Below are 25,155 nucleotides of genomic sequence, written 5' to 3'. Positions count from 1 at the left end.
AGCTGGGAGTAGCAGCTTACCAATATCGTAGGGACAGGGCAGTCCCGTGTCCCTACGATATTTCATCTTCTACTCGCCAACTATCGACTGCCAAAAGTCTCTCGCGCTCGAAAACAGAAATAACCAGTCAGCTAGAAATCGACTCAAAAGTAAAAAATATCAGCATTTTTTACCTTCTGCCGAATGACTAATACCTTCTGCCTTCGGGTACTAGGCTTCCCAACGTTCGGCGACCAATTCAGCCAAGTCAACCACCCGCTGACTGTAGCCCCACTCATTGTCGTACCAAGCCAAAACCTTCACCATGTCGCCATCCATCACCAGCGTCAAGCTGGAATCCAGAATCGAAGAAGCATCACTTCCGCGATAGTCGGATGAAACTAAAGGCAAATCGTTGTACTCCAAAATCCCTTTCATGGAGCCAGAGGCAGCTTCTTGGAACACTTGATTTACTTGCTCGGTAAAAGTCTTTTTCTCTACCTGAGCCACAAAATCCACTACGGACACATTGGGAGTCGGCACGCGCATGGCAATACCATTTAACTTGCCCTTCAATTCTGGAATCACCAAAGCCACAGCTTGGGCTGCTCCGGTAGAAGTCGGCACAATATTCATTGCTGCAGCCCGGGCCCGCCGCAAATCGCGGTGGCTGGCATCCAGCAAGCGCTGGTCGCCAGTATAGCTGTGGGTAGTGGTCATCATGCCTTTGACGATGCCAAAATTTTCGTGCAGCACTTTCAGTACAGGAGCCAGACAGTTGGTAGTACAGCTAGCATTGCTGATGACTGTGTAGTCACTGTGCTTGTAGTTGTGGTGGTTGACTCCCATCACATAAGTGCCAACTTCAGAACCCTTGCCGGGAGCGGTAATTAGCACTTTTTTAGCGCCGGCAGTGATATGCTTCGATGCACCAGCTTGGTCAACGAAGACACCGGTCGATTCAATAATCAGATCAATACCCCAATCTTTCCAAGGCAAGTTTAGCGGGTTGCGATCGCTCACGCATTTAACTGTCTTCCCATTTAGGGTAATGGAATTTTCATCCGCACTGATGTCCACATTCTTCAACGTTCCCATCATGGAATCGTATCTGAGTAAGTGAGCATTACTTCTGGGATCGGAAGTGTCATTAATAGCTACCAACTCTAGCTGGCTGTTTTCTCTGCCCAACCAGCAGCGCGCAAAACTGCGCCCGATACGTCCAAAACCATTGATCGCGACTCGAATCACTTTAGTACCTCCTAATGATGGCAGCCCCTAGCTCAGGCTTAAATTTTGGAAAAATTTAAGAATTGACTTATGAGACAAGATCATATCGCAAAGGTTGATCCTTTATAACTTTTTGTGTCGATCAAAAAAGCTTGAACTTTTCTAGAAGGCTGAAATTGCAAGGCAGAAGGCATTAGGCTTTCTGCCGCTGGTTACTGGTAAAGCTGATGGGCTGCAATATAAGTCCCGACAACTTCCGGGACTAAGTAGCGGAGGTCGATCCTTTCGGCACAGCAGCGGCGGATGTGGCTCGACGAAATCTCGATCGCAGGCATGGACAGCACCTGCCAGCGAATTTCCACATCCAGAAGAGCCATTTGTTCGGCAACTCGCCGGCCAACAGTATTTGTCTGAACCTGCATCCTGTCCCCCCCGCAATCGAGGGGTTTTCCACCAGGACAATCTCCCCACTCGGACAGTCCCCCAATCTCCCTGCTTTCTGCTGTCACTCGATCTCCGTGAGTCGGACGTGGGGCCACCAACCAGTCGCACAACCCGGCAATTTCGGCGCACCGGTGCCATTTGGGAAGACTAAGGAGTGCGTCACTACCAATAATCCAGTACCAGCGATGATCGCCGGGATACAATTTTTGCAAATACAGCAGGGTGTCGATCGCAAAACAACTGCCTCTGGGATTGACCGACCGTGGCGAAATTACGAAGTCTGGGCGATCGGCGATCGCCAAAGCAAGCATTTCCCGCCGCTGCTCAAAACTTGCCAAATCCGGGCGTTCTTTGTGAGGAGGAGAGCGATCCGGTACCCAAATAACTCGATCGAGAGCAAATTGACTCGCAGCCGTCTCGGCTACCAACACATGACCCCAGTGAACCGGGTCAAAAGTCCCCCCCAAAATCGCTATTTTCCCCATATTTCCCCAAAATCAGGATTAATACAGACATCGCGCCAATTTTATGTTTATACACTTTTAACCATAAGCTCGTTTATTAGAAAACCCTCGCTTCACATCGGGGACAAACCCCTGGACGACCCTAGTTTCGACGATCGTCCTGGACGCTGAAACCGGTTTTTTCAACCCCCTTAATTCGTTCAAGCCTTCAATAAGACTTAAAAAACCAGGTTTCAGCGTCGGATTGGGTGCGGGACTGGATGATTAACCTTGCCAATATTAATCCCAACTTGTTTTGAGTGCGCGATCGACCACCTGAGCATTCGTTTGTGGGCGACCGAAAAAGTTTTGAGGGTAGATATACTTAGCGCCGTGGTAAAAATTTTAAGGGCTGCCAAGAGCGTCGATCGGCTTCTCTATCAAACCAATGATTTGGTTTGATCTATGGCTTTGCGACTATTTCGACTAACTGCATACCTTGTATATATACAATAAAGTAAGAATATATACTATAGCTGCGCTCGTGTCAATCTCTGACTTTCAAGAAAAAATGACCGTACAACTAGATAAATGACTACAAAATGAGCGAAATTTTGTTGTTCGTGGTAGTGTTTGTAAATCCTTATGGGTTTTACCCTCAATCTTGGTAGAAAGGTTGTGGGGCTTTTGCTGCCGTATCCCAGCACAGCAGGCGGATCGAAATAGAAAGAATGCAGGAGTATGCAATCACCCAAAATTAGTCTATTGACCCCGACCCCAGACCCCGTTTTCTGTTACCTGCAATTTTCGAGCTGTGACTGTTCCGGAAAACTACTCGGTACTAAGTCATATAGGATACAAGACAAACATCTCTACAAGTCCCGCAAATCTAGGGACGCGCAGAGAATTTTGTACAAAATCTCTAGCGAACTGTATCCTGAAAAAACAATTCTTGATATGATATCGCGTGTTATTGGCGTGGTGTGGTGTGTGAGGAGCAAAGATGCCGAGTTCTGTTGATTTTAGCGGTAGACCATTTCATTTCATCGGCATTGGTGGGATTGGGATGTCAGCCCTTGCCTACATTCTAGCTAAACGCAAGTTGCCTGTGTACGGCTCCGACATTAAATCGAGTCACATAACCGAGCGCTTGCAAGGAATGGGAGCTCATATTTTTTGGAGTCAAGACGCCAGCAATTTTGAACTATTTCAAACGGCCCTTAACGGTAGCAGTCCCGACTGCGGGCAACAGGAAAGGGCAGTATCCTCGATAGTCGGGGGTACGGTAGGGACTTCTGTCGCGACAGCCGAAGCTCTCCAATTGAACGGCAACGGTTCAAGCGCCCAAGCAATTCCGGGATTGCCTCAAGTAGTATGTTCGACGGCTATTCACCCAGCCAATGCCGAATATCGAGCTGCTTTAGATTTGGGCTGTCCGATTTTTCATCGATCGGATGTGTTGGCAGCGTTAATTCAAGATTACCAAAGCATAGCCGTAGCCGGTACTCATGGCAAAACTACTACTAGCAGCTTAATCGGCTTCATGCTGATGGCGGCGGGTCTAGACCCGACGATCGTAGTAGGAGGCGAGGTAAATGCTTGGGAAGGCAATGCCCGTTTGGGGGAAGGGCCCTACTTAGTGGCCGAGGCTGATGAATCCGACGGTTCTCTCGTTAAGCTGGTAGCCAAAATTGGCATAGTGACGAATGTGGAACTGGATCATCCAGACCATTACGATACCCTTGACCAGGTAATAGACACATTTAAGGTGTTTGCCCAAAACTGTCAAACCTTGGTGGGCTGCATTGACGATCAAATCGTCAAAGATTCCCTTCAGCCTCATGTCAGCTACAGCTTGCAGCCGGACAGCGGTGCTGACTACACGGCTTCGGACGTGGAGTACGGAGCAGAAAGCACCAAGGCCCGGATTTGGGAGCGAGGAACTTTCCTAGGGGAAATGGAGTTGAAGTTGCTGGGCACACACAATCTCAGCAATGCACTAGCTGCGGTAGCAGTGGGCCGATTGTTGGGGTTAGAGTTTTCGGCCATTGCCAAAGCGATTGCTGGCTTTGAAGGAGCTCGCCGCCGTTTTGAGGTGCGGGGTTTTCACAATGACATCCTGTTTGTGGACGACTACGCTCACCATCCTAGCGAAATTCGTGTCACCTTGGCGGCGGCTCGCTTGCGGATCGAAGGTAGCGAAAAAAATCCCAAATCCCGAAGAGTGGTTGCAATTTTTCAACCCCACCGTTACAGCCGGACTCTGACATTTTTGCCAGAATTTGCTCAATCTTTTGGGGATGCTGATTTGGTTGTGGCTTGCGATATTTATAGTGCTGGGGAACCAAATTTAGGAGAAATTAGCGGGCAGCAAGTTGCTGATTTGATTGCTAAAGAAGGCCGAGATGTTGAGTTTGCGCCTTCCCTAGAGTCAGTCACTAAGTTTTTAACCAAAAATCTGCAACCGGGGGATTTGGCTCTGTTTTTGGGCGCTGGTAATCTGAATCAGATTATTCCAGAGGTTATGGCTTTTTATCAACAAGCCGATCGCCCCGATTAGCTCGCGAACAGAGTAGAGTCGATCGACATTATGGCGTGGCACGTTGTGCCGAAACTTCTGTCGGACGGCTCGCTCAAAGCGGCCACATAAGTTAGCTAAACGAATTTTCAACCACGTCTTCGAGCGAAGGTATTTTTAAGGATTTTCAAGATGGTGACTATCTCGAATGACTCCTCTGTTAAGGACAATCGGCGAGTGTATTCTCCTATTTCTTTGCGGGGAACTGATTGCAAGATTAACTCCCAAGTTTCGCTGGCGGGCCTGACTTCGTTCCGAGTCGGCGGCCCCGCCGAGTGGTACGTGGCTCCCCGCAGTATGGAGGCTTTGCAAGCGAGTTTTGCCTGGGCACACGATGAAGGGGTGCCGGTGACTCTGCTGGGTGCGGGTTCTAATTTGTTGGTGAGCGATCGGGGTTTGTCCGGTTTGGTCGTCGGCACTCGCTACCTGAAACAGGTGAATTTTAATCCAGAAACAGGTCAAGTGACAGCGGGGGCGGGAGAGTCAATTCCCCGCCTCGCTTGGTTGGCGGCTAAACGGGGCTGGAAAGGTCTAGAATGGGCAGTCGGCATACCGGGTACGGTGGGAGGGGCTGTGGTGATGAATGCAGGCGCTCACAGAGGCTGTACTGCTGATATTCTAGTCAATGCCCGCGTCCTATCCCCCGGCGGCAAGGTGGAAATTCTGACTCCCCAAGAGTTGGAGTACCGCTACCGGACTTCGGTGTTGCAAGGGGGCGATCGGCTAGTAACAGAAGCGACTTTCCAGTTACAGCCGGGATTTGACCGATCGCAAGTAATGGCAGAAACTAATGACCATTTCAGCCAGCGGCGGACAACTCAACCTTACCACTTACCGAGCTGTGGCTCAGTCTTCCGTAACCCTGGCCCCAAGACGGCCGGTTGGTTCATCGAACAAGCGGGACTGAAGGGATATCAGATCGGCGGCGCACAAGTAGCTCAGCGCCATGCTAATTTTATTCTTAACTGCGGGTCGGCAACGGCCAATGATATTTTTCAAGTGATCCGCCACGTTCAACAGCAAGTCGAGCAGCGGTGGTCGCTGTTGTTGGAGCCAGAAGTTAGAATACTGGGAGAGTTTCCCTTCTAAGGCATCATTGAAGTAATACGGAAACGGCAGACTGCCAGCCCACACACCATCACAAAGTAGTTATGACAAAATCAGGACAAGGATTTGGCTTCGGCCTGGGAAAAATGAAAGAACTGACTGAAGCTTTCAAAAAAGCTCAGCAGGTTCAAGAAGGAGCTAAAAAGCTCCAAGAAGAGTTGGATGTAATGGAAATTGAGGGAACTGCCGGCGGCGGCTTGGTCAAGGTTTTTCTCAGCGGCAACCAAGAACCCCGCCGCGTGGAAATCTCACCGGATGCCCTCGGTGAAGGTGCTGATGTGGTTTCTGAACTCGTCACGGTGGCGATGCAGGATGCTTACGCTAAGTCTACGATGACGATGCGGGAGAAAATGGAAGAACTCACCGGTGGACTAAATCTCCCCGGTTTCGGTTAGTCATTAGTCATCAGTCAATTGTTGACTGTTGACTGTTGACTGATTGATTAAACTTTCTGGAAACCGCTATAGTAAGGTGCGTCGCTGCTCCATGTTCGATGGAACTTGCAGATTGACTCTGAAAGCGACGTACCCTACAAATTAGCACAGTTGACTGTTGACTGACTAATAACTAATAACTAATAACTAATGACTAATGACTAAATTATTGTTTGTCTGCCTCGGAAATATCTGCCGATCGCCCTCAGCAGAAAACATTATGAATCACTTAATTAAAGAAGCTGGTTTGAGCGATCGTATTACCTGCGATTCTGCCGGAACTGCTAGCTATCACATTGGCAGCCCCCCTGACAGGCGGATGGCATTGGCGGCGAGGAAGCGAGACATTGAATTGCTAGGCGAAGCCCGCCAATTTTCCAAAAACGATTTTGAAAAGTTTGATTTGATTCTGGCCATGGATAGAGAAAATTATCGTAATATTCTTGCCCTGGATGCGGCTGGAAAGTATAAAGATAAAGTGCGGCTGATGTGCGATTTTTGCCAGAAATACGACCTTAAAGAAGTGCCAGATCCTTACTACGGTGGCCCGGAGGGATTTGATCGAGTAATTGATTTGCTGCTGGACGCTCAAGCGGGTTTGTTAGAGTACGTTGTCAGTCAAGAAAAATTAACAGTTGGCGGTCAGCAATCAATTTAAATTAAAAAAGTGTCTTTTTCCGCCCGAATATTAGCAATGCTGTAGGGGGGACAACGCTAACAAAACTCGTAACTAGGGAGATCACAGTTGTTCCAGATCCCGCTCCCAAAATGATACTGGGTGACAAAGAAAAAGTTAAACTGGTCAATACAAAATGGGGAGAATTGATACTCAAAGCAGCAATTGGCAACAAAATAGATGGATACCAAGGCATTAGCCAAGGTGTAGCAAACAAAAACAAAGTGAGAGTCGTCCATCCAATATCTGATACCAAATTAATTTCCGAATCTTTTTTGCGGAAGAATGTTTTAATTAACGTGACTGCATAGTAAACAATCCAGCTTAAATACGCAAAATATTTGAGTAATGATAGAAGACTATCCCTAGTTTTAACACTTATATTTGGCAAAAAACTCAGAAATAAATTGATTGCATGGTGAAAAGATCGAGCCGTCGCCCCGGCGGTTCCTGGATTTAAAAGACTTCTCCAAGCTGAAACGGTTGGCATAAATGTATAAGTGATCACCGCGATAATTAATAAAGAAAGCAAGACTGATGCTGCTAAATCTTTCCACCGACGCTGCTTGTAGAGGAAAGCAACAACTAAGGGTAGCCAAATTATAGGTAAGGTTTTTATTAAAAAACCTACCCAAATTGCCAAAATTGCAAAAACATAACGTTGGTAATAAATACATCCTATTAAAACGATCAATGTATTGGCAAGAAGAACGTCAAGGTGAGCATTAGCTATTTGCTCATTCAATAGCATGGGATTGACTAAATAAGCCAGTGTTATGAGGTTACGCTTCTCAGAATTTGTTAGCAAGCGCCAAATTAAGTAGGCATTGAGTGTGTGTACCAACACGCAGATTATTTTAAAAAGATAAACTGCTAGTAAAGGACTCATTGGTACACCAAGTGCTGATAGGGCAAAAAAGAATAAAGAAACCGGGCCGTAGGTAGAAGTTTGTCCCCAGTGGAGAAAGGGAGATACCTTAGAAATTAAGGTATCGGGATTATTCAGATAAGGATTAATTTTATGTAAGCTCATCGCTCCGTAATGCAAGTACATATAAATGTCACTGCTTTGGGGATAAGCTATGAGCGCAAGTGCCAGAAAGGGGATTGCATACTTGCAAATGTCTAGAAAGCTGGAACTTGTCTGTTTTTTTTGAATTAACCAGATAATATATGTAACTGTTGCTATCAAGTAGGAACCGTTAATTAGAACTCGGATGAGGCTGAAACCGCTGGTAGGGAAATCGTTATAGTTGTTTCCACCCTGTAAAACGCTGTAATACTTGGTGATTCCCATGGAGGTCATGGCAATACAGAAAATTATAGAAGCTGCTAATGCTACAGCATATAGAATTTTCTGATTTTTTAAGTAATTGTTGACCATGATGTTATTTATTCAGCGTAGTAAGTGCAGGTAATTTTCTTGCCCAGAGCGTTGGCGGTTATCTGACTAAATGGTGTTCCATCGCAAAGCGAACAAGTTCTGCTCGGTTGTTGCTGTCAGTTTTTCTGAACAAGCTGCTGACGTGCTTTTCGATCGTTCGAGGGCTGAGGTGGAGTGTGGAGCCTATTTGAATATTAGAAAGACCTTCTGTCAGCAAATCTAGCACTTGTCGCTCTCGCTGCGTCAAACTCGGAGCATTTTGGCTGGGAGATGCCCGTGAAGCGGAGCTATCCCGTAGGGAATCGCCTGTGTTTGACTTTTGAGTTAAAAAATCTGCTTCTGGCTGGCCATTAGTTCTGCTGCGTACCTCTGTTGGCGTTGGTTCGGGTTCGGGGGAACGAGAGGGAGCCTGAGCGATTAGAGCGTAGCGATCGAGCAAAGAGCGAATAACCGCCCCCAATTCCTGGAGTTCAAAAGGTTTGGCCAGATAATTGTCGCACCCCATCTGATAGCCGCGAATCCGTTCTTGCGTGCTCGTGCGTTCCGTCAAAAAAATCACCGGCAGCAAGCGGAAAGCGGGACGAGTCCGAACTCGCCGCACAAATTCGTAGCCATCCATCTCGGGCATTGTAATGTCGGTAACAATCAAGTGGGGCTGAAATTCATCTACCAAGCCTAAAGCTTCTTTGCCGTTCTCAGCAGCGATTACAGAGTATCCGGTAATTTCTAGATAATCGGTAATTGACAAGCGAGTCGCGAAATCGTCGTCAGCAACCAGAATCGTTAATGGCATGGGGGAATTAAAAATTAAACATTAAAAGTGACTAATTTCACTTTTAATGTTTAATTCTACTGTTTAATTCTCTTGATAACTTGCAGTTAAAGTAGCCGGTTGTCCTAATTTGCCCTCCAAAGCTACGCCGCGCCCGTTGGCTGCCAAATGCCGCAGAGTTTTGTAAATTGTCTCGATTTGCTCTGGCTTTCCTGCTTTTTTGGCTATTTCTGCGACAGAAAGAGGTTTTTGGGCGTCTTTGATCACTTGCAGTACCCGTTGCTGCAAGTCCAATACAGCAGCGGCTGCTTTTTTGCCTGCTTCAACCCCTGGCTGGTGATAGGCATTGACATTTACCAAGGAACCGTAAAAACCTACAGCTCTTTCGTAGAGGGCGATTAATGCTCCTACTGTCCGAGGGTTGACTTGGGGAATTGTGACAGTAATGGAATCTCGGTGATTTTCGTACAAAGCTTGTCGAGTTCCCTGCAACAAACCAGACAAATAATCTCCTGAAGTGACGCCGGTTTCTACTTCTGGGGAAATGCCTTGCCTGTCTTGCAAAACTTCGATAAATGTTAGGAAGAAATTCGGCACCCCGTCACGCAGTTGCTGGACGTAAGCGTGTTGGTCGGTGCTGCCTTTGTTGCCGTAAACTGCGATTCCTTGATGAACTGTATTGCCGTCTAAATCTTCCTGTTTGCCGATCGATTCCATGACTAATTGCTGCAAGTAGCGGCTGAACAATAGTAGTGAATCTTTATACGGCAAAACTACCATATCTTTTTCGCCCCGTCCGTTGCAGGCAAAATACCAACTCATGGCTAAAAGGGCGGCGGGATTATTTTTAATGTCGGGAATTCTGGTAGCTTCGTCCATGACTTTAGCGCCGTCGAGCATCGCCCGAATGTCGATGCCTTGCAAAGCTGCTGGCAAAAGTCCTACTGCTGAGAGTTCCGAAGTGCGTCCTCCCACCCAGTCGGCCATCGGGAAGCTGGCAATCCAGCCTTCGGATTTGGCTAATTTGTCTAGTTTGCTGTCTGTTCCGGTGATGGCAACTGCCTGTTTGGCGAAGTCGAGTTTTTGAGCGGCGAAGGCTTTTTGAACTTCAATCATGCCGTTGCGGGGTTCGGGGGTGCCGCCGGATTTGGAGATTGTAATTACTAGGGTGCTGGCGAGTTTGTCTTTAATTTTTTTGAGAATTCGATCGATCCCAGCCGGATCTGTGTTGTCGATAAAATGAATTGCTAGGGGCGGAATGTCTGGGGATAAAGCTTCGGCGACAAATTGGGGGCCCAGGGCGGAACCGCCGATGCCGATCGAAATTATGTCGGTAAATTGCGGAGCAAAGGGCGGTTTAATATCGCGGTTTTGAACTTTCTTGACAAATGCTTCGACTTGTGCTATGCCTTCGACTATTTCTTGTTTTAATTCTGGAGTGGGAGCTAAATCGGGGTTTCGCAGCCAGTAGTGGCCCACCATGCGGTTTTCGTCGGGATTGGCGATCGCACCTGCTTCCAAAGCTGCCATGTCTTTGAAAGCTTTGTCAAATTTGGGCTTCAGTGCTGCTGCGAAAGCGTCGTCGAATCCCATGCGGCTGATATCGAGGTAAAGTCCCAATCCCTCGTGATAGTAAAGCCAGTCTTGATAGCGTTGCCAGAGTGCTGCGGCGTCCATAGGAATTCTCTACAATTTTTTTAATGTTCGATCGGCGTCGTCAGGAATCCACCAATTGTAGTTTAAAACGATCTGATGTACGGCTTTTGCAGAATCCCAATAAATTTAAGTATTAGTCGTCTAAAGGCAGCCGGAGCCGAAGGCAGGCAGAGCATCCGGCAGAATTTAACAATAAAAATATGACTTGGGCAACACTCTTAGTAGGTAGATCCCTCATTAATGGTCACACCCCATAGATAGATCGAAGCGCCACAGAAATTTAACTGTGGTCGGCGTTGGCGTTTGGCCCCTGGTTTCACAATATTCAAATTTGGGCGATCGGGCTCTGTAAAATAGGCATTGCGGTGAGGTTAAATATACTTTTAACTGTCACTCAATAATCTGCTAAAAAGATAGTTAACAACGGTCAACAGTCTGAAGTGTAGTATAATATACAGATATTAGAATAAAAGTGCGATCGACTATGCTTACTCTATCTTCCGAATTAAAAGAACGGTTAGCAACTCCCCTCAAAATCGGGGATTTTGAAGTTAAAAGCCGCGTCCTGCAATCACCCTTATCCGGCGTTACCGATTTGGTATTTCGCCGCCTGGTGCGCCGCTACGCGCCGGATTCGATGATGTACACGGAAATGGTGAACGCTACGGGTTTGCACTACGTGAAGCAACTGCCGAGAATTATGGAAGTTGACCCAAACGAGCGTCCGATTAGCATTCAATTGTTTGACTGCCGGCCGGATTTCTTGGCAGAAGCGGCGCAGAAAGCAGTGGCAGAAGGAGCGGATACTGTTGATATTAATATGGGGTGTCCGGTTAACAAAATTACTAAAAACGGCGGCGGTTCTTCCCTGCTGCGAGACCCGGAAACGGCCGAGGCAATTGTGCGGGCTGTTGTGGAAGCAGTAGATGTTCCTGTCACAGTTAAAACTAGGATTGGTTGGACTGATAAAGAAATTAATATTTTGGAATTTGCGAAGCGGATGGAAGATGCGGGAGCAAAAATGATTACCGTGCACGGCCGGACTCGATCGCAAGGTTACACCGGCCCGGCCAAATGGGAGTGGATTCGCCGCGTGAAAGAAGTTTTATCGATTCCAGTTATTGCTAACGGGGATATTTTTTCTGTGGAAGCAGCGATGCGATGTCTGGAAGAAACCGGCGCTGATGGAGTGATGTGTTCGCGGGGAACTTTGGGCTATCCTTTTTTGGTGGGAGAAGTTGATTATTTCTTGAAAACTGGTGTGGAAAAGATAGCTCCGACACCAATTGAACGCCTCGAATGTGCTAAGGAACATTTGCGGGCTTTGTGGGAATATAAAGGTGAAAGCGGTGTCTGCCAAGCGCGCAAGCACTTAACCTGGTATGCTAAGGGTTTCCCCGGCGCTGGGGAATTGCGGGGCGTGTTGGCTGTGGTAGAAACGGTTGAACAAGGTTGCGATTCGATCGATCGCGCGATCGAGCAATTGCCCGCATAAACCTTACCCGCAGAGGCCAACTAGGGATTACAGAAACAAAACCAGTCTCTGCGGGCTAAGATTTAAGACAAAGTTAAAAATTTGTGTGTGGGGGAAAGCATGGATTCCTTAAAAGGGCGAGATTTATTAAGTCTGGCAGATTTAAGCATTGACGAATTAAATTATTTGCTGGATCTAGCAACCAGTTTAAAATCGGGAATGGTCAAGCTGAAACGCAATAAAGTTCTCGGCTTGTTATTTTCCAAAGCTTCAACGCGAACGCGGGTAAGTTTTACGGTGGCAATGTATAAATTGGGAGGGCAAGTGATTGACCTCAATCCCAACGTTACACAAGTCAGCCGCGGCGAACCTTTGGTAGATACAGCCAGGGTTTTAGACAGATATTTAGACATTTTGGCGATTCGGACTTTCGAGCAAAAGGACTTAGCAACTTTTGCCAATTATGCGAAAATTCCTGTGATTAATGCGCTGACAGATGACGAACACCCATGTCAAGTGCTGGCGGATTTAATGACAGTAAAAGAGTGTTTTGGTAAGTTGGAAGGGGTTACTTTGACTTATTTTGGCGATGGCAATAATATGGCAAATTCGCTGATGTTGGGCTGTGCAATGACGGGAATGAATGTAAGAATTGCTTGCCCTCAAGATTTCCAGCCGAATGCTGAGATAGTGAAAAAAGCTAAGAATATTGCTAATGGAAAAACCGAAGTTACTGTGACGGCGGACGCAGAAGCTGCTGTGAAGAATGCTCAAGTGATTTATACTGATGTTTGGGCGAGTATGGGACAGGAAGAGGAAGCAAAAATCAGGATTCCTTTGTTTGAACCCTATCAGGTAAATGAACAATTGCTGAAGTTAGCAGATAAGAATGCAATTGTATTGCACTGTTTGCCCGCACACCGGGATGAAGAGATTACCGATGCAGTGATTGAAGGCAGTCAATCCCGCGTTTGGGATCAGGCAGAAAATCGGATGCACGCTCAGCAAGCTTTGCTCGCAAGCATTCTAGAAAGCGATTAGGAATAGAGAAGGGAAGAGAAGAATCGCCCGACTGAAGAATAAGAGAAAAGCCATTATCTCTATCTCTTCTATTCTCTTTCTCTGCGCCCTCTGCGCCCTCTGCGGTTAATAAAAAAAACATAATTCACAAATCAAGACAATTGATACAACAGTTTTCAATTTGATACCAGAGGGGGCAACATTGCCTGAATTGCGATATTGAAAGCGGGAAATTCCAGCGGTGAAATGCTCGCAGTTTCCCCAAGAATTACTTCGCTTTGATACCCATTTTCAGTAGGTTCTCGAAAAACGTGGAGTTGTCGATCGCCCACATTTAGCACCCAATAATCGGCAATTCCCGATCGCGCGTAAATTTTAGCTTTAATTTCGCGATCGAAAGTTAAGCTGCTGTCTGCCACTTCGATAATTAGATATACCTCTGAGGGAGTCGGATGGTGAGTCGCATAGTCAAAAGAATCGATTCTGACTACGGCGATATCTGGTTCGGGTTCGGAATTGTCATCAAGGGCGATCGGATCTTGGGTATAAACAGCAGCCTGATTTCCCAGAAGAACGCTCAGCACGCTGGCAGTACGTCTCGTGGCTGAAGTGTGAGCAGTTCCTTTTGCACTCATTTTGATGATATTTCCTGAAAGTAATTCGACTCGTTCCTCTGGGTGAAAAAATCCCATCTCTCCCAGCTTGTGATACTCTTTAACTGTCCATTTACGGAGCGTGAAAGCAGCTTCTGTTGTTAGCATATCTCGATTGATAAATTTATAATTTGATGTGGGATGATTTTATTTTAGCTTATGCTATTAACTGGTTCCCAGGCTCTGCCTGGAAACCGATATCTAGAGGCTCTGCCTCGCAAGCTTTTATGGAAATTTGAGGCAGAGCATTCGGATCTGCGTTACCAGGCAGAGCCTGGTAACGAGTAGACCAGTTAAGATGCTCCGAAATTGATTTTGGTGACTTCACCGGGGACAACATTAACTGTTTGTTGAATTTGACTACCGTCAACTTTCAACTGATAAGTTCCAGGAGAAAGCTCGATCGCCCCAAACCATCCTTTGCCATCGGCGCGCAGTTGACGCACCTTGGCAGCAGCATCGATCGACTGCAATGTCAAGCTGGCACCGTCGCAAGTTTGAGCGCACCGCTGCAAATTTCCGGCGATCGCACCTGTAGTCGGCCGCGACTTCCAAGGCATATCGGGAACGGCTGCTGCTGTCGCCCACACAGGCTGAGTTTCATAGGTTTTGCCCGTCGCAGCATCAACGTATTGACTCGGCACAGAAAGCGCGGTATAAAACAAATCGTTGCTTTGGGGAACGTATTTCCAAGGCTGGCGGGGCAAATCACCGCTACCGCCCGATCGCAGTTCCACATTCGTGTACACGTTGCTGCTAGCGTAGGAATAGAGCACCGTACCTGCGACGTGATTTCCTTTCGCAGACGGCTGTTCGGCGCGACGAATCTGGCCTAGAGTGTCTTCAATGTAGTTGAGGTAATTGCCGGGGCCGATCGCAATTTGGCGGTTGTACTGGTGGTCTTTGGCGTACTCGATCCAGTGGTCATAAGCGACTTTTTGCGATGGTTTGTACTCGCGCTGGTAAGTCATCGGCATCGCCATGTCTACGATCCCTTCTTCCAGCCAAGCGCGCCAATCTTGCAATACTTCTTTGTAAGGCTGCGTTTGATACCACCCTGCATCGTTTTTCGGGCCGTCTCCCCAGGCGATCGTGGCGGCGGTAATTTTAACACGCGGTTTAATCGCAAGGCTTTCTACATAAAGCTTCCGCACTAAATTTGTCACCTGATCGCGCCGCCACTGCATCCACGCGGGATCACTGGGTGCGGGTTTGCCCGATCGACCTGTTTGCTGATTGAAACGGGCGATCGCAGTCGGATTGTAGCCCCAAGTCGGCCCGCCGTAGCGCACGTAATCCAACTGTACGCCGTCCACATCGTAGCGCTTGAGCAAGTCCAAATAGACGGAAACAGTATAATCTACCGCGTCTGGATGGCCGGGATCGAGGAAACCGGGTGATTCCCCCCCGTAAGTCAGCATTGCCCAATTGTCGCGGCCCGGGGCCGAAGGCCCGTGTTGTTGCCAAACGTGACCGGCGGGAAGTTTGCTGCCCGAAACCACTGGCAGCGTCACCATCCAAGCGTATACTTCAATGCCTGCGGCGTGGGCTTTGTCAATCACATCTTGCAGTGGATCGAAACCCGCCGGAACGTTGGGATCGAGGGTGCGGGGTTCGATCGCACTTGTGTAAAAAGCATCGCCACGGCGGCGGACTTGGGCGACGATCGCGTTGGCATTTGCCCGCTGCGCGTCTGCGATCAATTTTGTGACTTCTTGAGGGGTTTTGAAGCCGGGGTTGAAAGCGTCCACCCAGAAGGCGCGAAATTCGGCGGTTTGGGTTTGTGGGGGCATAGTTGCGATTGCCCCGGATGGGAAGTTGGAGAACCAACCAGGAGTCAGCAGAAAACTAATTGTTAAGCCAATCAGGAACAAGCTTGACAAAAAGAATGTTTTGGTATTTCGCATCAGAATTGTGTGAGAGAGCGTTTAACAGTCCTTTACGGACTTTTGGTTTGAGCGTCCGCTTGACATTTTCGCACAATGGTACATTAAGTGGGCAGATCGGTAAATAGTTGAGTAATACCGCTGGGAGAGTCGAGAATGAGATTAAAATTGACCTCGCCAAAATGGGCGATATTTTCCGATATTTCAATATAGCGGTTGAGCCAGTAAATTGAATCCGCTACACCACTTAACATAGTTTTACAGGCTAAATACGGTTTTAATGATTTTCATTTTGGCTGTATCAATGCCGCATTCAAGTTTGGAAATTGGAGTTAGGCTTTTCCATTTGCCTTTATTCGCGTTGAAAATAGCATCTGCTGTTTTTTCGGCATCAATATTTTCAAAGCCTCCTATTTTATTAGTGGATAAGTAATTGAGGCGATCGAAAATTTCATCTCTTGATGCACGTTTCACACTAACTGCTTCAGGCGGTGGCGGAGGTGGCGCGAGTGGAGCAGGCGGCGAGAGATAGAATACTTTTGCTAAAGCATCTAACTTTTTACCCTTAGTAATGGAACATTTTAAGCTGGTAACAGGGTTAAAGTTTGACCAGGTTTCTCGATTGGCTGCTGAAATGCGATTAGTCGCTACAATGACATCCAATCCCTTCAATGCACTTCCGGGTTCTGCAGCCAAATATCTAAGTGCAGCAAGAATAGTATCTCTTGATGCTGTGCTAAGGTTAACTTTGGGTATTACTTCCCTTGCCAAAATTTTAGCTTGCTCAATGTTTTTAGATTCGGCTTCAATGATTATGCACCAGACTCGCTCTAGTTCAGCTTGTTGAGCGACTGCATAAATAAAGGAATTGCTGACTACTTGATATTGATAATCACCTGTTTCTTGAACAATCACAGGAATCCAATTGTGTCCGCCAGCTTGCAGAACTGCCTCGGCTGCAGCGGTGATGATAAACTCAGATTCAGAGCATGGTTCCCCAGGTTCAATATCAGCTAATGGCAGGTGCATCAGCTTACCGATGTCATCATACTTACTCATTTTAAGAAATACTCCTTAATTAGACCAGAATAGTGCTCTAAAGCGATATTGTTGAGAAATACAGCGGGAATGTGAGAGAAGGCAGCGTTAGCAATAGTAGCATAACTGGGAATACTGCAAATAGTTTTAATTTCTTTTCCAGTTGTAGATTTAGGCCAATAATACGGTTGCAAATCCAAGCCATCTTTTTTAGCTCGCTCGATTATTTTTTCAATTTCCTGATTGGCTGTCTGAAGGGCAGGATCTGTAATCTTCTCTCCATTGAAAAAGATTGGTAGGGCAATTGGCCCACCATCTCCTCTTACTTGTTTAATTTCAGGAATAAACTGCGTAATCACTCTAGCTGCATTGTGTAGTGATGCTAATCCATTATGCTTCGTAGGGATGAGAACAACATCAGAGGCATAAAGACTGCTCTGGCTAAAAAATAACCATTGGGTAGGGCAATCAATCAATATGTAATCATATTGAAAAACAAAAGGTTTAAGGATATCTCGCAATCTTTTTGCACCTTTTTGAATTTTTGATTCAGCTAGACGCTGATCTGTAAACTCTTCCATGTCATCACTTGAGGGAATCACGTCAAAAAAATGTATAATTTTTCCTCGCTTGTCTTTGTGATTAAAAGGAACAACAGTTTTGGTGACATCTGCTTTTGTATCAGTCAGACAGTCAGATAAAGTAATATTTCCTACGTCTAGCCCAAGATTTCTAGTTAAATCTCTTTGTGAATCAAAATCAACGACGAGAACATTCTTTTTATGTTTTCGCAAAATTGCTGCTAAATTGAGCGTTGTTGTCGTTTTGCCCACTCCTCCTTTATTGTTATAGATACAAACCGTCAATGCTTTGGGCGGGTTGTCAATCAAAGATTTGATATGTTGGACAATAGCACTAATATTACCTTTATTAATCAGAGTGCAAGCAGTTGCAGGAATTACAACTTTCCCATGCCTACGAAATAACTGGATATGAATGCCATTAGTAATAATGCCCCATTGAGCCCTTTCGCAGTTAGGAGATAGCAGATATTTTTTAATCTGTTCCCTAGTAGTGTTATATTTGGGAGTACCTTCTGCCAAGTTAATTCTAGCCCCGGTCGCTATTGCCCGTCCCTTGCCTTCAACAAGTAAGTAGGGATCGACACCAGAAAACAAAAACTTATCAGTTCCAATATTTTTACGAGCCGCGAAATCTACTGTATCAGCACTTCGACCTGTTGGAAACTGCGGAAACTGCATTTCATTTTTAGTGAATCCAAGTGCTTCTATGAGAACCGACACAAATTGAGAGTTGACGATGGCTTCACTAGCATTGTCGGGAATACCATCTAAAACTTTATTCCAGTTGATAGTTGTCATCATTTACAGCTAGATACTTAAGTAAAATCATAACGCTTGGTTTGAGTTTGTGTCATCGTTAGCTACCTCCAGATCTAGCTATATGAACAGTCAACATACTTTTGGATAAGTTATATATTTTCTAGTGCGCTTGACATTTTCGCACATCGGTGAAATTTTGGGCGAAAATAAACTGAACTGGCGATCCTCTTCGAGGGTTTCGCTAACGCACTTTTTGAACAAATGATAGTACCGCACTTTCAAACGCTAGCCCTTCCGGGTAACAGCTACTCAACTGCAAGCAATTTACTCGATCGAGTAGATGGCTGGCGCCAAGAAGCAACCCGAAAGTTGCAGCAAAGCCAGAGAGGAGAAAAGGGACAATTTTTAACACCTTCCTCAGTCGCAAGTTTGATGGCGGGAATGTTTGAATTTAACTGTCCCGATATATCGCTTTTAGATGCCGGGGCTGGTATTGGTTCCCTGTTAGCAGCCGTTGTTTGCGAGCTTTGCCAGCGCCCAAACAAACCGCACAGCCTGCACGTTACAGCTTATGAAATTGACCTTGTTTTGATAGAATACCTCAAGCAAACTTTAGAATTGTGCAGTATTGAATGTCAGCGCTTCGGGATATCTTTTACCTGTGAGATTCGCGAAATAGATTTTATTCAAGATAGCGCCGATATATTGCAGCCCAATCTATTTACACAACCAGTAAAACGGGAATTTACCCATGCAATTATCAATCCTCCCTATGCCAAGATAGACGCTAAATCCCAAGCCCGCACCTTGCTGCGTTCTATAGGACTAGAAACCAGCAATCTCTACGCTGGCTTCACAGTTGCTGCTGCTCACCTGCTCAAACTAAACGGTGAATTAGTGTCGATTACTCCCCGCAGCTTTTGCAACGGTTTATACTTTAGAGATTTCCGCAAAGTATTCCTTCAAATGATGGCTTTACGCCAACTACACATCTTTGAATCCCGACAGTTGCCATTTCGCGATGATGCGGTGCTGCAAGAAACTATTATTGTGCGAGCCACCAAACAAATAGAACAGCCAGAGACTGTACTAATTACCTCAAGCAGCAGCGCGGGCGACGACCTGGTTTTGTCTCACCAACTGCCCTATACCGCCCTAATTAATCCCCAAGACTCCGAGCAATTTATTCGGATTTTACCGGATTCTGTCAGCCAGAAAGTAGTCGAGCAAATGGCTCAATTTACTTGCACCCTAGAGGGATTATGCTTAACAGTTTCTACCGGAAAAGTTGTAGATTTTCGTGTTCGCTCTGACTTGCGGCTAAAACCTGAGAACGGTACAGTCCCGCTGATTTATCCCGCACACTTCTCGGCTGGCGGTGTTGAATATCCCACAGCAACGAGAAAGCATCAAGCTTTAGCTGTCACGGAAAAAACTGCTGCACTCCTCGTACCTAACGAACATTATGTTTTGAGCAAGCGCTTCTCCTCAAAGGAAGAGAAAAAGCGAATTGTTGCAGTTGTCTGGGATGCCAATAAAATTAATAGTTCTAGCGTGGGTTTTGAGAACCATTTGAATTACTTTCACCAACAGGGACGCGGATTAGACCTCACCCTGGCGCGGGGATTGGCCGTTTATTTAAATTCGAGTTTGGTAGATGCGTTTTTCCGACTGTTCAACGGACACACTCAAGTTAATGCTACGGATTTACGGAATTTGAAGTATCCTAATCTAGAGCAATTACTTTTACTTGGCGCTCAAATAACAGAAATATTTCCTACACAGCGGGAGATTGATAAACTTGTCGAGAGACAACTGCTTAACGCGACAAATCCGTTAGAAAATAGCCCAATGACAATCAAGAACCGTATTGATGAATCTCTAGAAATACTTGCAGCGTTGGGTTTTCCCAAAGGTCAGCTTAACGAACGTTCCGCCTTAACTCTTCTGGCTTTGCTTGACCTCAAGCCAAAGGATGCTTGGGAATTGGCAAAATCTCCACTTCGGGGAATCACACCAATTATGGAATTTATGGATCAGGAGTACAGTAAAAAATATGCACCAAATACGCGGGAAACTGTGCGTCGCCAGACGGTGCATCAGTTTCTAGATGCAGGTTTAATTGTTGTTAATCCTGACAGTCCCGAACGTCCGGTGAATAGTCCAAAAACTGCATATCAGATAGAAGAAACAGCTTTGGAATTGCTGCGAACTTATGACACTTCTGACTGGGAAAAGAATGTTCGCGCTTACCTCGTTCATTTTAACGGAGAAAAATTATTGCAGGCTAATTCAAAAAATAAAAATAGTTTTGAGTATGAATGATGCTAAAATGCACTATTTATATGGCAGCCGCTGGCATCGGAATGGCATATACTGTGAGGCCAGGGGTTGAATTGACCGGAATTGTCGATCGCACTCAGTAAATCAAATAAGTAACTAGGTAAAATATCTCTGCAATGGAAAAAAAGCATAACGCTGGATTGTGGGTATCAGTATTATACTTCGCTCAAGGTCTCCCTTACACCGTCGTTAATTTAATGTCGGTGATTTTTTTGAAAGGTATGGGAACCAGCAACGAACTCATCGGCTTGACAAGTCTTTTGTCTTTTCCTTGGGTTTTAAAAGGTTTGTGGGGGCCCGTTGTTGATTTGTATTCCACGAAACGCAAATGGATTTTAACAACCGAAATCATTTGTGCTTTCCTGTTTGCTTTCCTAGCTTTTGGCGTATTAACGCCGGCACCGATTATTATATCGCTTGTTATCTTTACCGCGATCGCCTTTGTGTCAGCTACTCACGACATCGCCATTGACGGATTTTATTTAAACACTCTAAATAAAGACCAACAAGCACTATTTGTCGGGGTTCGCAACACGGCTTATAGAGGTGCTGTCATTGCCGGTAGCGGTTTATTGGTATTCTTAGCGGGGAAACTGGCAGAACAGCATTTAGTCACCGGAAATACAGGCGACACCAAAATATATCAAAACATTCCACTGTCATTTTTAGGTTCGGATTTTAGCGTGTCTGCGCTTAACTACGGATGGGCGACAGCCTTTGGCATTTGTGCGATTATGTTTGTGCTGATATATCTCTTTCAGCGCTGGTATCTTCCCTATCCTAGAAATTACGCTCTGGAATCCAGCGCCCCCCAACGAACAACCAGCTTTATCGAAGCATTCAAAACCTATTTTCAGCAAGATAAAATAGGTTGGATTGTGGCTTACGTCTTGATTTTTCGCTTGGGCGATGCCTTGACGTTTAAAATGGCTCCTCCCTTTTTAATGGATGAAGTTGAGAAAGGAGGATTAGCAGTTTCTACGTCGGATATGGGCTTATTATCCGGTACTTTAGGAGTAATGTTTCTGTTAATAGGAGGTTTGCTGGGCGGCTATTTGATTGCTAAACAAGGATTGAAAAAATGGATGTGGCCGACGGCAATTCTGCAAAATTCGACTAACGTGCTGTATTGGCTGTTGGCAATAAATCAACCGGGGATTGAATGGGCTTATGCTGTAAATTCGATCGAGCAATTTACTTACGGACTTGGCGTAGCTGCCTATACAGTGTTCTTGATGCGGACTGTCCGCCCTGAATACGAAGCATCTCACTATGCAATTACAACGGCTTTTATGGCCGCAGGAGTGCTGATTCCGGGTGTTTTTAGCGGCTACTTGCAGGCGAGTCTCGGCTATCAAAATTATTTTTTGATGAGCGCGCTGGCTGTGATTCCCGGTATGCTAACCATTTTCTTTCTGCCCCTAGACGATGAGAAAAAATTGGCATCCATGCCCAGGCCTGGACTGGACGATTTCGATTAATATCAAGTCCCATCGCTATAATTATCAGAGCCGGGTGGGGCGGGTTTACCAGTGTCTCCACTACTTTTTCGAGATTGCGGTGAACCCGCCCCTGCAGGAATATTTATGTTTTTAATCAGGGAATGAGTATAAATTCTGTGTGCTTGCGTTCATAAGATAAAATAAGGACACAACATTGTTGTGTCCCTACCGAATATCTGTATTGCCAGCCGCGAACTAAATCGCAATAAAATCACTAGCTGTTAGCGGACTACTTGGAATGCCCGGAATACTGGCAAGAACTTCGCCATTACGGGCCAGTTCAATCGTCGTTATAAAATCGCCTGCAGTAACTCTCACTTGGTTGAAGGTCAAACCTCCGCTCAAACCGATTAAATCTTGACCCTTTTGAAAGTCTACAAGTGTATCTGTACCGGCACCTGCTCCTAACACCAATACGTCGCGTCCAGCGCCACCAATTAAGAGATCCGCACCCATTGCGCCAATGAGTGTATCGTCTCCTTCTCCACCGCTCAAATTGTCATCCCCTTTGCCGCCTAATAGCAAGTCGTTGCCGCTTCCACCGCTGATAATATCGTTGCCTTTGTTGCCGCTGAGAGTGTCACTTCCCCCATTGCCAGTGATAATATCGTCCTCTGCAAAACCTGATGCTGTATTGTTGCCATCGTCGCCTACTAAATTATTAATTTGGGATGGAGCAAGAGCAGTTTGCATTGCCACAACGTTTGCTAAAAAGGAGCTTCCCGGAGCAGTTCTTAATTGCTCTAAACTGCTGCGCGATTCCAGCGATGTTCCCAAGGCAGGCAGTGCAAAGTCTAAGCCAGCTAACAGTTCTAAATAATCTGAATCTGTGAAAGTGAAATCAGGGCGGTTCAACTGGTCTACAGAGATTTCGGTCTGAGTCAAGCCGGGAGGAGGAGAACTTAACAAACCGCCTTGGGTGTGCTTTTCCAAGACAAGTAGCGGGTTGATAAGCGGGTTAGTAAATGTTTGAAGAACTACTTTTCCGGGGAGAAAAGCTTCTCCTCCCAAACTAACAAAATCGCCCTCAACTATGTAGTGAGTTACATTTTTTCCTGGACCGACTTTCTGCTTGAATGTATTGACTGTACTCTGAGCAACTCCCGGAGAATTGAAGGTGACAACATCTCCGATAGTAGATGTAAATTCGGTGGCGGCTAGTTGGGTTATGGCGCCCCCCAAGCTGTGTCCGAGAAGGTCTGGTGACAAGCGGCTGGGGTTTTTGGCTGTATCTTGACTGATTTCTGTCAACCAATTTCCTAATGCTTGTTTGTTGGATTCAAATTGGTTGAAACCGGTGCCGCGCGGGTCTGCGTTGGCAATATCGTCTACGGGCGAGTCAGTGCCACGAAATACCAAAACGGGCGGTTTGTCTGGAGTGGTGGAAATTAAGCCGATCGCGTGAAATCCAGTTCCGGGATCGTCAAAAGTGCGATCGATTTGGTAGCCCGCAGCGCTCAAACCCGTTTGAACTAAAGTTTGAGACTGGGGGTTGTTATCTATGTAAACAATTTGCTTGGCTATAGTTTCGTAAGCGGCGGGGGAGGAAGGCATATTTTTTTATTTCCTGTCGTTTGATGGGGAATTAGTTTTTAAGCTACTTAACTCAGTTTACTATAAACTTAGTTTATTGACCATATTAATTGGTCATTTTTAGTGGCTTTTTAAGGAAAAATTGAGGAAAAATTTTTTATACAAAAAAATAATCTCGCTACAAAACCAATGCCTGTTTCGCGCCACCAAAAATACCAATTTTTTTCGCCCTAAAGCTATACAAAATCTACCCGAGTAATATCGCTGGCAACTACGCCTCTGAGAGTTGCAAGAATTTCCCCAGTAATCGGGATACTAATTAAAGCTCCGTCAACACCTTGGGTTACTGTAACTTGAGGAAAAGTTAGACCCCGCGACAGTGTAATTAAATCTTCACCATCTTGAAAATCTAAAATCACATCGGCTCCGCCACCTGATTCCAATACAAAGCGATCGCGCCCCGCGCCGCCAATTAAAAAATCGTTGCCAAACTCGCCGGAAACCAAATCGTTTCCGTCGCCACCCTCGAAATAATCGTTATCTCTGCCGCCGTACAAGAAATCGTCGCCATCACCACCGATGATGCTGTCATTACCTCGATTGCCTCTGAGAGTATCGTTACCGCCGTTGCCGATAACTGTATCCTCTCCAGGGCCCCCCGTAGCAGTATTGTTGCGAGCGTCCCCTAATAAATAATTCGGTTGTAAGGGAGCTAAACCGTATTGCATTTCTCTGATCAACTGCACAAAAGAAAATTCTGGTGCTGTTCTCACACTCTCTGCACCGCCTCTGCTTCTGATTGCTACTGACACATTGGGCAGGGCGAAATTCATCGCAGCGATAAACTCGTTAAAATCTGAATCGTTGTTATAAGTAAATTCGGGACTGTTTAATTGTTCTACGGAAATTTGCCTCTGCAAAAAACCCACGGGCGGCGTAGTTAACAAATTTTCAGTTCGATGTTTTGCCAAAACAGTTAAGGGATTAATACTCGGATCTGTAAAACTTTGGATAAATACTTTACCTGGGATAAATGCTTCCCCAAACAAGCTGACGAAATCTCCGCTGACAATGTAGTGAGTGACATTTTTGTTGCCTGCCCTGCTGAGATTTCTCCGAAAAGTGTTGAATGTACTCGCTGATACTCCCGGAGAGTTGAAAGTAAAGATATCGCCGGTCAGAGTTGTGTATTCGGTTGCTACAATTTGAGCGACTGCTCCGCCCCAACTGTGTCCGATGACATCGGGCAATAATTTGTTGGGGTTTTTACCAGTATTTTGACCGATTTCTGTGAGCCAATTTTGGATATTATCTTTGTTCTTTTCAAATTCAGGTAAACCAATGTCTCGCGAGTCGGAAAAGATAGCGTCGCCGTCGATGAAGTCTGTACCTTTAAATACGAGGGCGGGCGGGTTTTCGGGATTGGATGAACCGAACCCGATCGCATAAAAGTTTGTTTCTGGGTCGTCGAATATGCGATCGATATAGTAGCCATTAGTATCCAGGAAACTCGAAACTTCATTTTGCTCGCTCGGCTTTTGATTCAAAAAAACAATTGATTTAGCCAGAGCTTCATAAACAGCAGGCGAGGCAGCCATAATATTATATATTGTGTTTGTTGGTATTTGCGATCGCTCAGGCTTGAGCTAAGTGTCCAATC

At 45.9% G+C, this 25,155-nt stretch carries 21 protein-coding genes; 9 read left to right on the top strand and 12 right to left on the bottom strand.

Translation table 11 applies throughout. The features are described 5' to 3' along the window. Positions 1-210: 210 nt before the first annotated feature. Together QUA36_RS02355 and nadD are read right to left on the bottom strand one after the other, a co-directional pair. Positions 211-1,230: a type I glyceraldehyde-3-phosphate dehydrogenase gene (locus QUA36_RS02355; RefSeq protein ID WP_333364966.1), complete on the bottom strand. Its 1,020-nt coding sequence runs from the start codon at positions 1,228-1,230 to the stop codon at positions 211-213. A 191-nt stretch (positions 1,231-1,421) separates the two neighbouring features. Further along, the gene (nadD, locus tag QUA36_RS02350) at positions 1,422-2,138 is read right to left on the bottom strand and encodes a nicotinate (nicotinamide) nucleotide adenylyltransferase (RefSeq protein WP_333455315.1); all 717 of its coding nucleotides are present in this window, start codon (positions 2,136-2,138) and stop codon (positions 1,422-1,424) included. A gap of 249 nt (positions 2,139-2,387) precedes the next feature. On the opposite strand from nadD, the gene QUA36_RS02345 reads away from it, so the two are divergent. The 5 genes from QUA36_RS02345 (at position 2,388) to QUA36_RS02325 (ending at position 6,873) form a co-directional block, all read left to right on the top strand. Further along, a complete protein-coding gene (locus tag QUA36_RS02345; protein ID WP_333455313.1) occupies positions 2,388-2,558 on the top strand; it encodes a hypothetical protein in 171 nt (56 codons plus the stop codon). A gap of 541 nt (positions 2,559-3,099) precedes the next feature. Continuing rightward, on the top strand, positions 3,100-4,656 hold the full coding sequence (gene murC / locus QUA36_RS02340) for a UDP-N-acetylmuramate--L-alanine ligase (RefSeq protein ID WP_333212974.1): 1,557 nt from the start codon (positions 3,100-3,102) through the stop codon (positions 4,654-4,656). Between the two features lie 150 nt (positions 4,657-4,806). Beyond that, on the top strand, positions 4,807-5,763 hold the full coding sequence (gene murB / locus QUA36_RS02335) for a UDP-N-acetylmuramate dehydrogenase (protein ID WP_333057143.1): 957 nt from the start codon (positions 4,807-4,809) through the stop codon (positions 5,761-5,763). Between the two features lie 62 nt (positions 5,764-5,825). Continuing rightward, positions 5,826-6,176 carry a YbaB/EbfC family nucleoid-associated protein gene (locus QUA36_RS02330; RefSeq protein WP_006634273.1) on the top strand — a complete coding sequence of 117 codons (351 nt, stop codon included), beginning with the start codon at positions 5,826-5,828 and terminating at the stop codon, positions 6,174-6,176. 196 nt (positions 6,177-6,372) lie between these two features. Then, positions 6,373-6,873, top strand: coding sequence for a low molecular weight protein-tyrosine-phosphatase (locus tag QUA36_RS02325; RefSeq protein WP_333455312.1), 501 nt, complete (start codon positions 6,373-6,375; stop codon positions 6,871-6,873). 1 nt (position 6,874) lies between these two features. On the opposite strand, the gene QUA36_RS02320 is transcribed toward QUA36_RS02325, so the two are convergent. The 3 genes from QUA36_RS02320 to QUA36_RS02310 all read right to left on the bottom strand — a co-directional run bounded on the left by QUA36_RS02320 (position 6,875) and on the right by QUA36_RS02310 (position 10,724). Further along, positions 6,875-8,275: a hypothetical protein gene (locus QUA36_RS02320; RefSeq protein ID WP_333455310.1), complete on the bottom strand. Its 1,401-nt coding sequence runs from the start codon at positions 8,273-8,275 to the stop codon at positions 6,875-6,877. A 58-nt stretch (positions 8,276-8,333) separates the two neighbouring features. After that, a complete protein-coding gene (locus QUA36_RS02315; protein ID WP_333455308.1) occupies positions 8,334-9,068 on the bottom strand; it encodes a response regulator transcription factor in 735 nt (244 codons plus the stop codon). A gap of 63 nt (positions 9,069-9,131) precedes the next feature. Then, positions 9,132-10,724, bottom strand: a complete 1,593-nt coding sequence (locus QUA36_RS02310) for a glucose-6-phosphate isomerase (RefSeq protein ID WP_333452262.1) — start codon at positions 10,722-10,724, stop codon at positions 9,132-9,134. Between the two features lie 463 nt (positions 10,725-11,187). Between QUA36_RS02310 and dusB the strand changes: the two genes are divergently transcribed. Both dusB and argF read left to right on the top strand, forming a co-directional pair. Next, the gene (gene dusB, locus QUA36_RS02305) at positions 11,188-12,198 is read left to right on the top strand and encodes a tRNA dihydrouridine synthase DusB (protein WP_333159077.1); all 1,011 of its coding nucleotides are present in this window, start codon (positions 11,188-11,190) and stop codon (positions 12,196-12,198) included. Positions 12,199-12,297: 99 nt separating this feature from the next. After that, positions 12,298-13,218, top strand: coding sequence for an ornithine carbamoyltransferase (argF, locus tag QUA36_RS02300; RefSeq protein ID WP_333159079.1), 921 nt, complete (start codon positions 12,298-12,300; stop codon positions 13,216-13,218). A 155-nt stretch (positions 13,219-13,373) separates the two neighbouring features. Here argF and QUA36_RS02295 read toward each other — a convergent pair whose 3' ends face one another. From QUA36_RS02295 to QUA36_RS02275, 5 genes are all read right to left on the bottom strand, one after another. Further along, the gene (locus tag QUA36_RS02295; protein ID WP_333455306.1) at positions 13,374-13,958 is read right to left on the bottom strand and encodes a Uma2 family endonuclease; all 585 of its coding nucleotides are present in this window, start codon (positions 13,956-13,958) and stop codon (positions 13,374-13,376) included. A gap of 185 nt (positions 13,959-14,143) precedes the next feature. Beyond that, positions 14,144-15,643: a family 10 glycosylhydrolase gene (locus QUA36_RS02290; protein ID WP_333455304.1), complete on the bottom strand. Its 1,500-nt coding sequence runs from the start codon at positions 15,641-15,643 to the stop codon at positions 14,144-14,146. Positions 15,644-15,840: 197 nt separating this feature from the next. Continuing rightward, on the bottom strand, positions 15,841-15,990 hold the full coding sequence (locus QUA36_RS02285; RefSeq protein WP_445243213.1) for an alpha-E domain-containing protein: 150 nt from the start codon (positions 15,988-15,990) through the stop codon (positions 15,841-15,843). A gap of 4 nt (positions 15,991-15,994) precedes the next feature. After that, complete coding sequence (locus tag QUA36_RS02280) at positions 15,995-16,795, bottom strand: hypothetical protein (RefSeq protein WP_333455303.1); 801 nt, start codon at positions 16,793-16,795, stop codon at positions 15,995-15,997. Continuing rightward, a complete protein-coding gene (locus tag QUA36_RS02275; RefSeq protein WP_333455302.1) occupies positions 16,792-18,159 on the bottom strand; it encodes an AAA family ATPase in 1,368 nt (455 codons plus the stop codon). Before QUA36_RS02275 ends, QUA36_RS02280 begins: the two co-directional genes overlap by 4 nt. Positions 18,160-18,378: 219 nt before the next feature. Here QUA36_RS02275 and QUA36_RS02270 point away from each other — a divergent pair, with 219 nt between their 5' ends. After that, positions 18,379-20,442, top strand: a complete 2,064-nt coding sequence (locus QUA36_RS02270) for an Eco57I restriction-modification methylase domain-containing protein (RefSeq protein ID WP_333455300.1) — start codon at positions 18,379-18,381, stop codon at positions 20,440-20,442. Positions 20,443-20,576: 134 nt separating this feature from the next. Further along, positions 20,577-21,941 (top strand): MFS transporter, encoded by a 1,365-nt coding sequence (locus QUA36_RS02265; RefSeq protein ID WP_333455298.1) that lies wholly within the window; start codon positions 20,577-20,579, stop codon positions 21,939-21,941. Between the two features lie 216 nt (positions 21,942-22,157). Here the strand turns inward: QUA36_RS02265 and QUA36_RS02260 are convergent, their stop codons facing one another. Continuing rightward, entirely contained in the window at positions 22,158-23,516 is a 1,359-nt protein-coding gene (locus QUA36_RS02260) for a lipase family protein (protein WP_333159094.1), read from the bottom strand. 215 nt (positions 23,517-23,731) lie between these two features. After that, positions 23,732-25,093 carry a calcium-binding protein gene (locus QUA36_RS02255; protein ID WP_333455296.1) on the bottom strand — a complete coding sequence of 454 codons (1,362 nt, stop codon included), beginning with the start codon at positions 25,091-25,093 and terminating at the stop codon, positions 23,732-23,734. Between the last annotated feature and the right edge of the window lie 62 nt (positions 25,094-25,155).

It is taken from the genome of Microcoleus sp. Pol10D4, assembly GCF_036701555.1.
Lineage (GTDB): Bacteria > Cyanobacteriota > Cyanobacteriia > Cyanobacteriales > Microcoleaceae > Microcoleus.
This window is presented reverse-complemented; position numbering and strand designations above follow the sequence as displayed.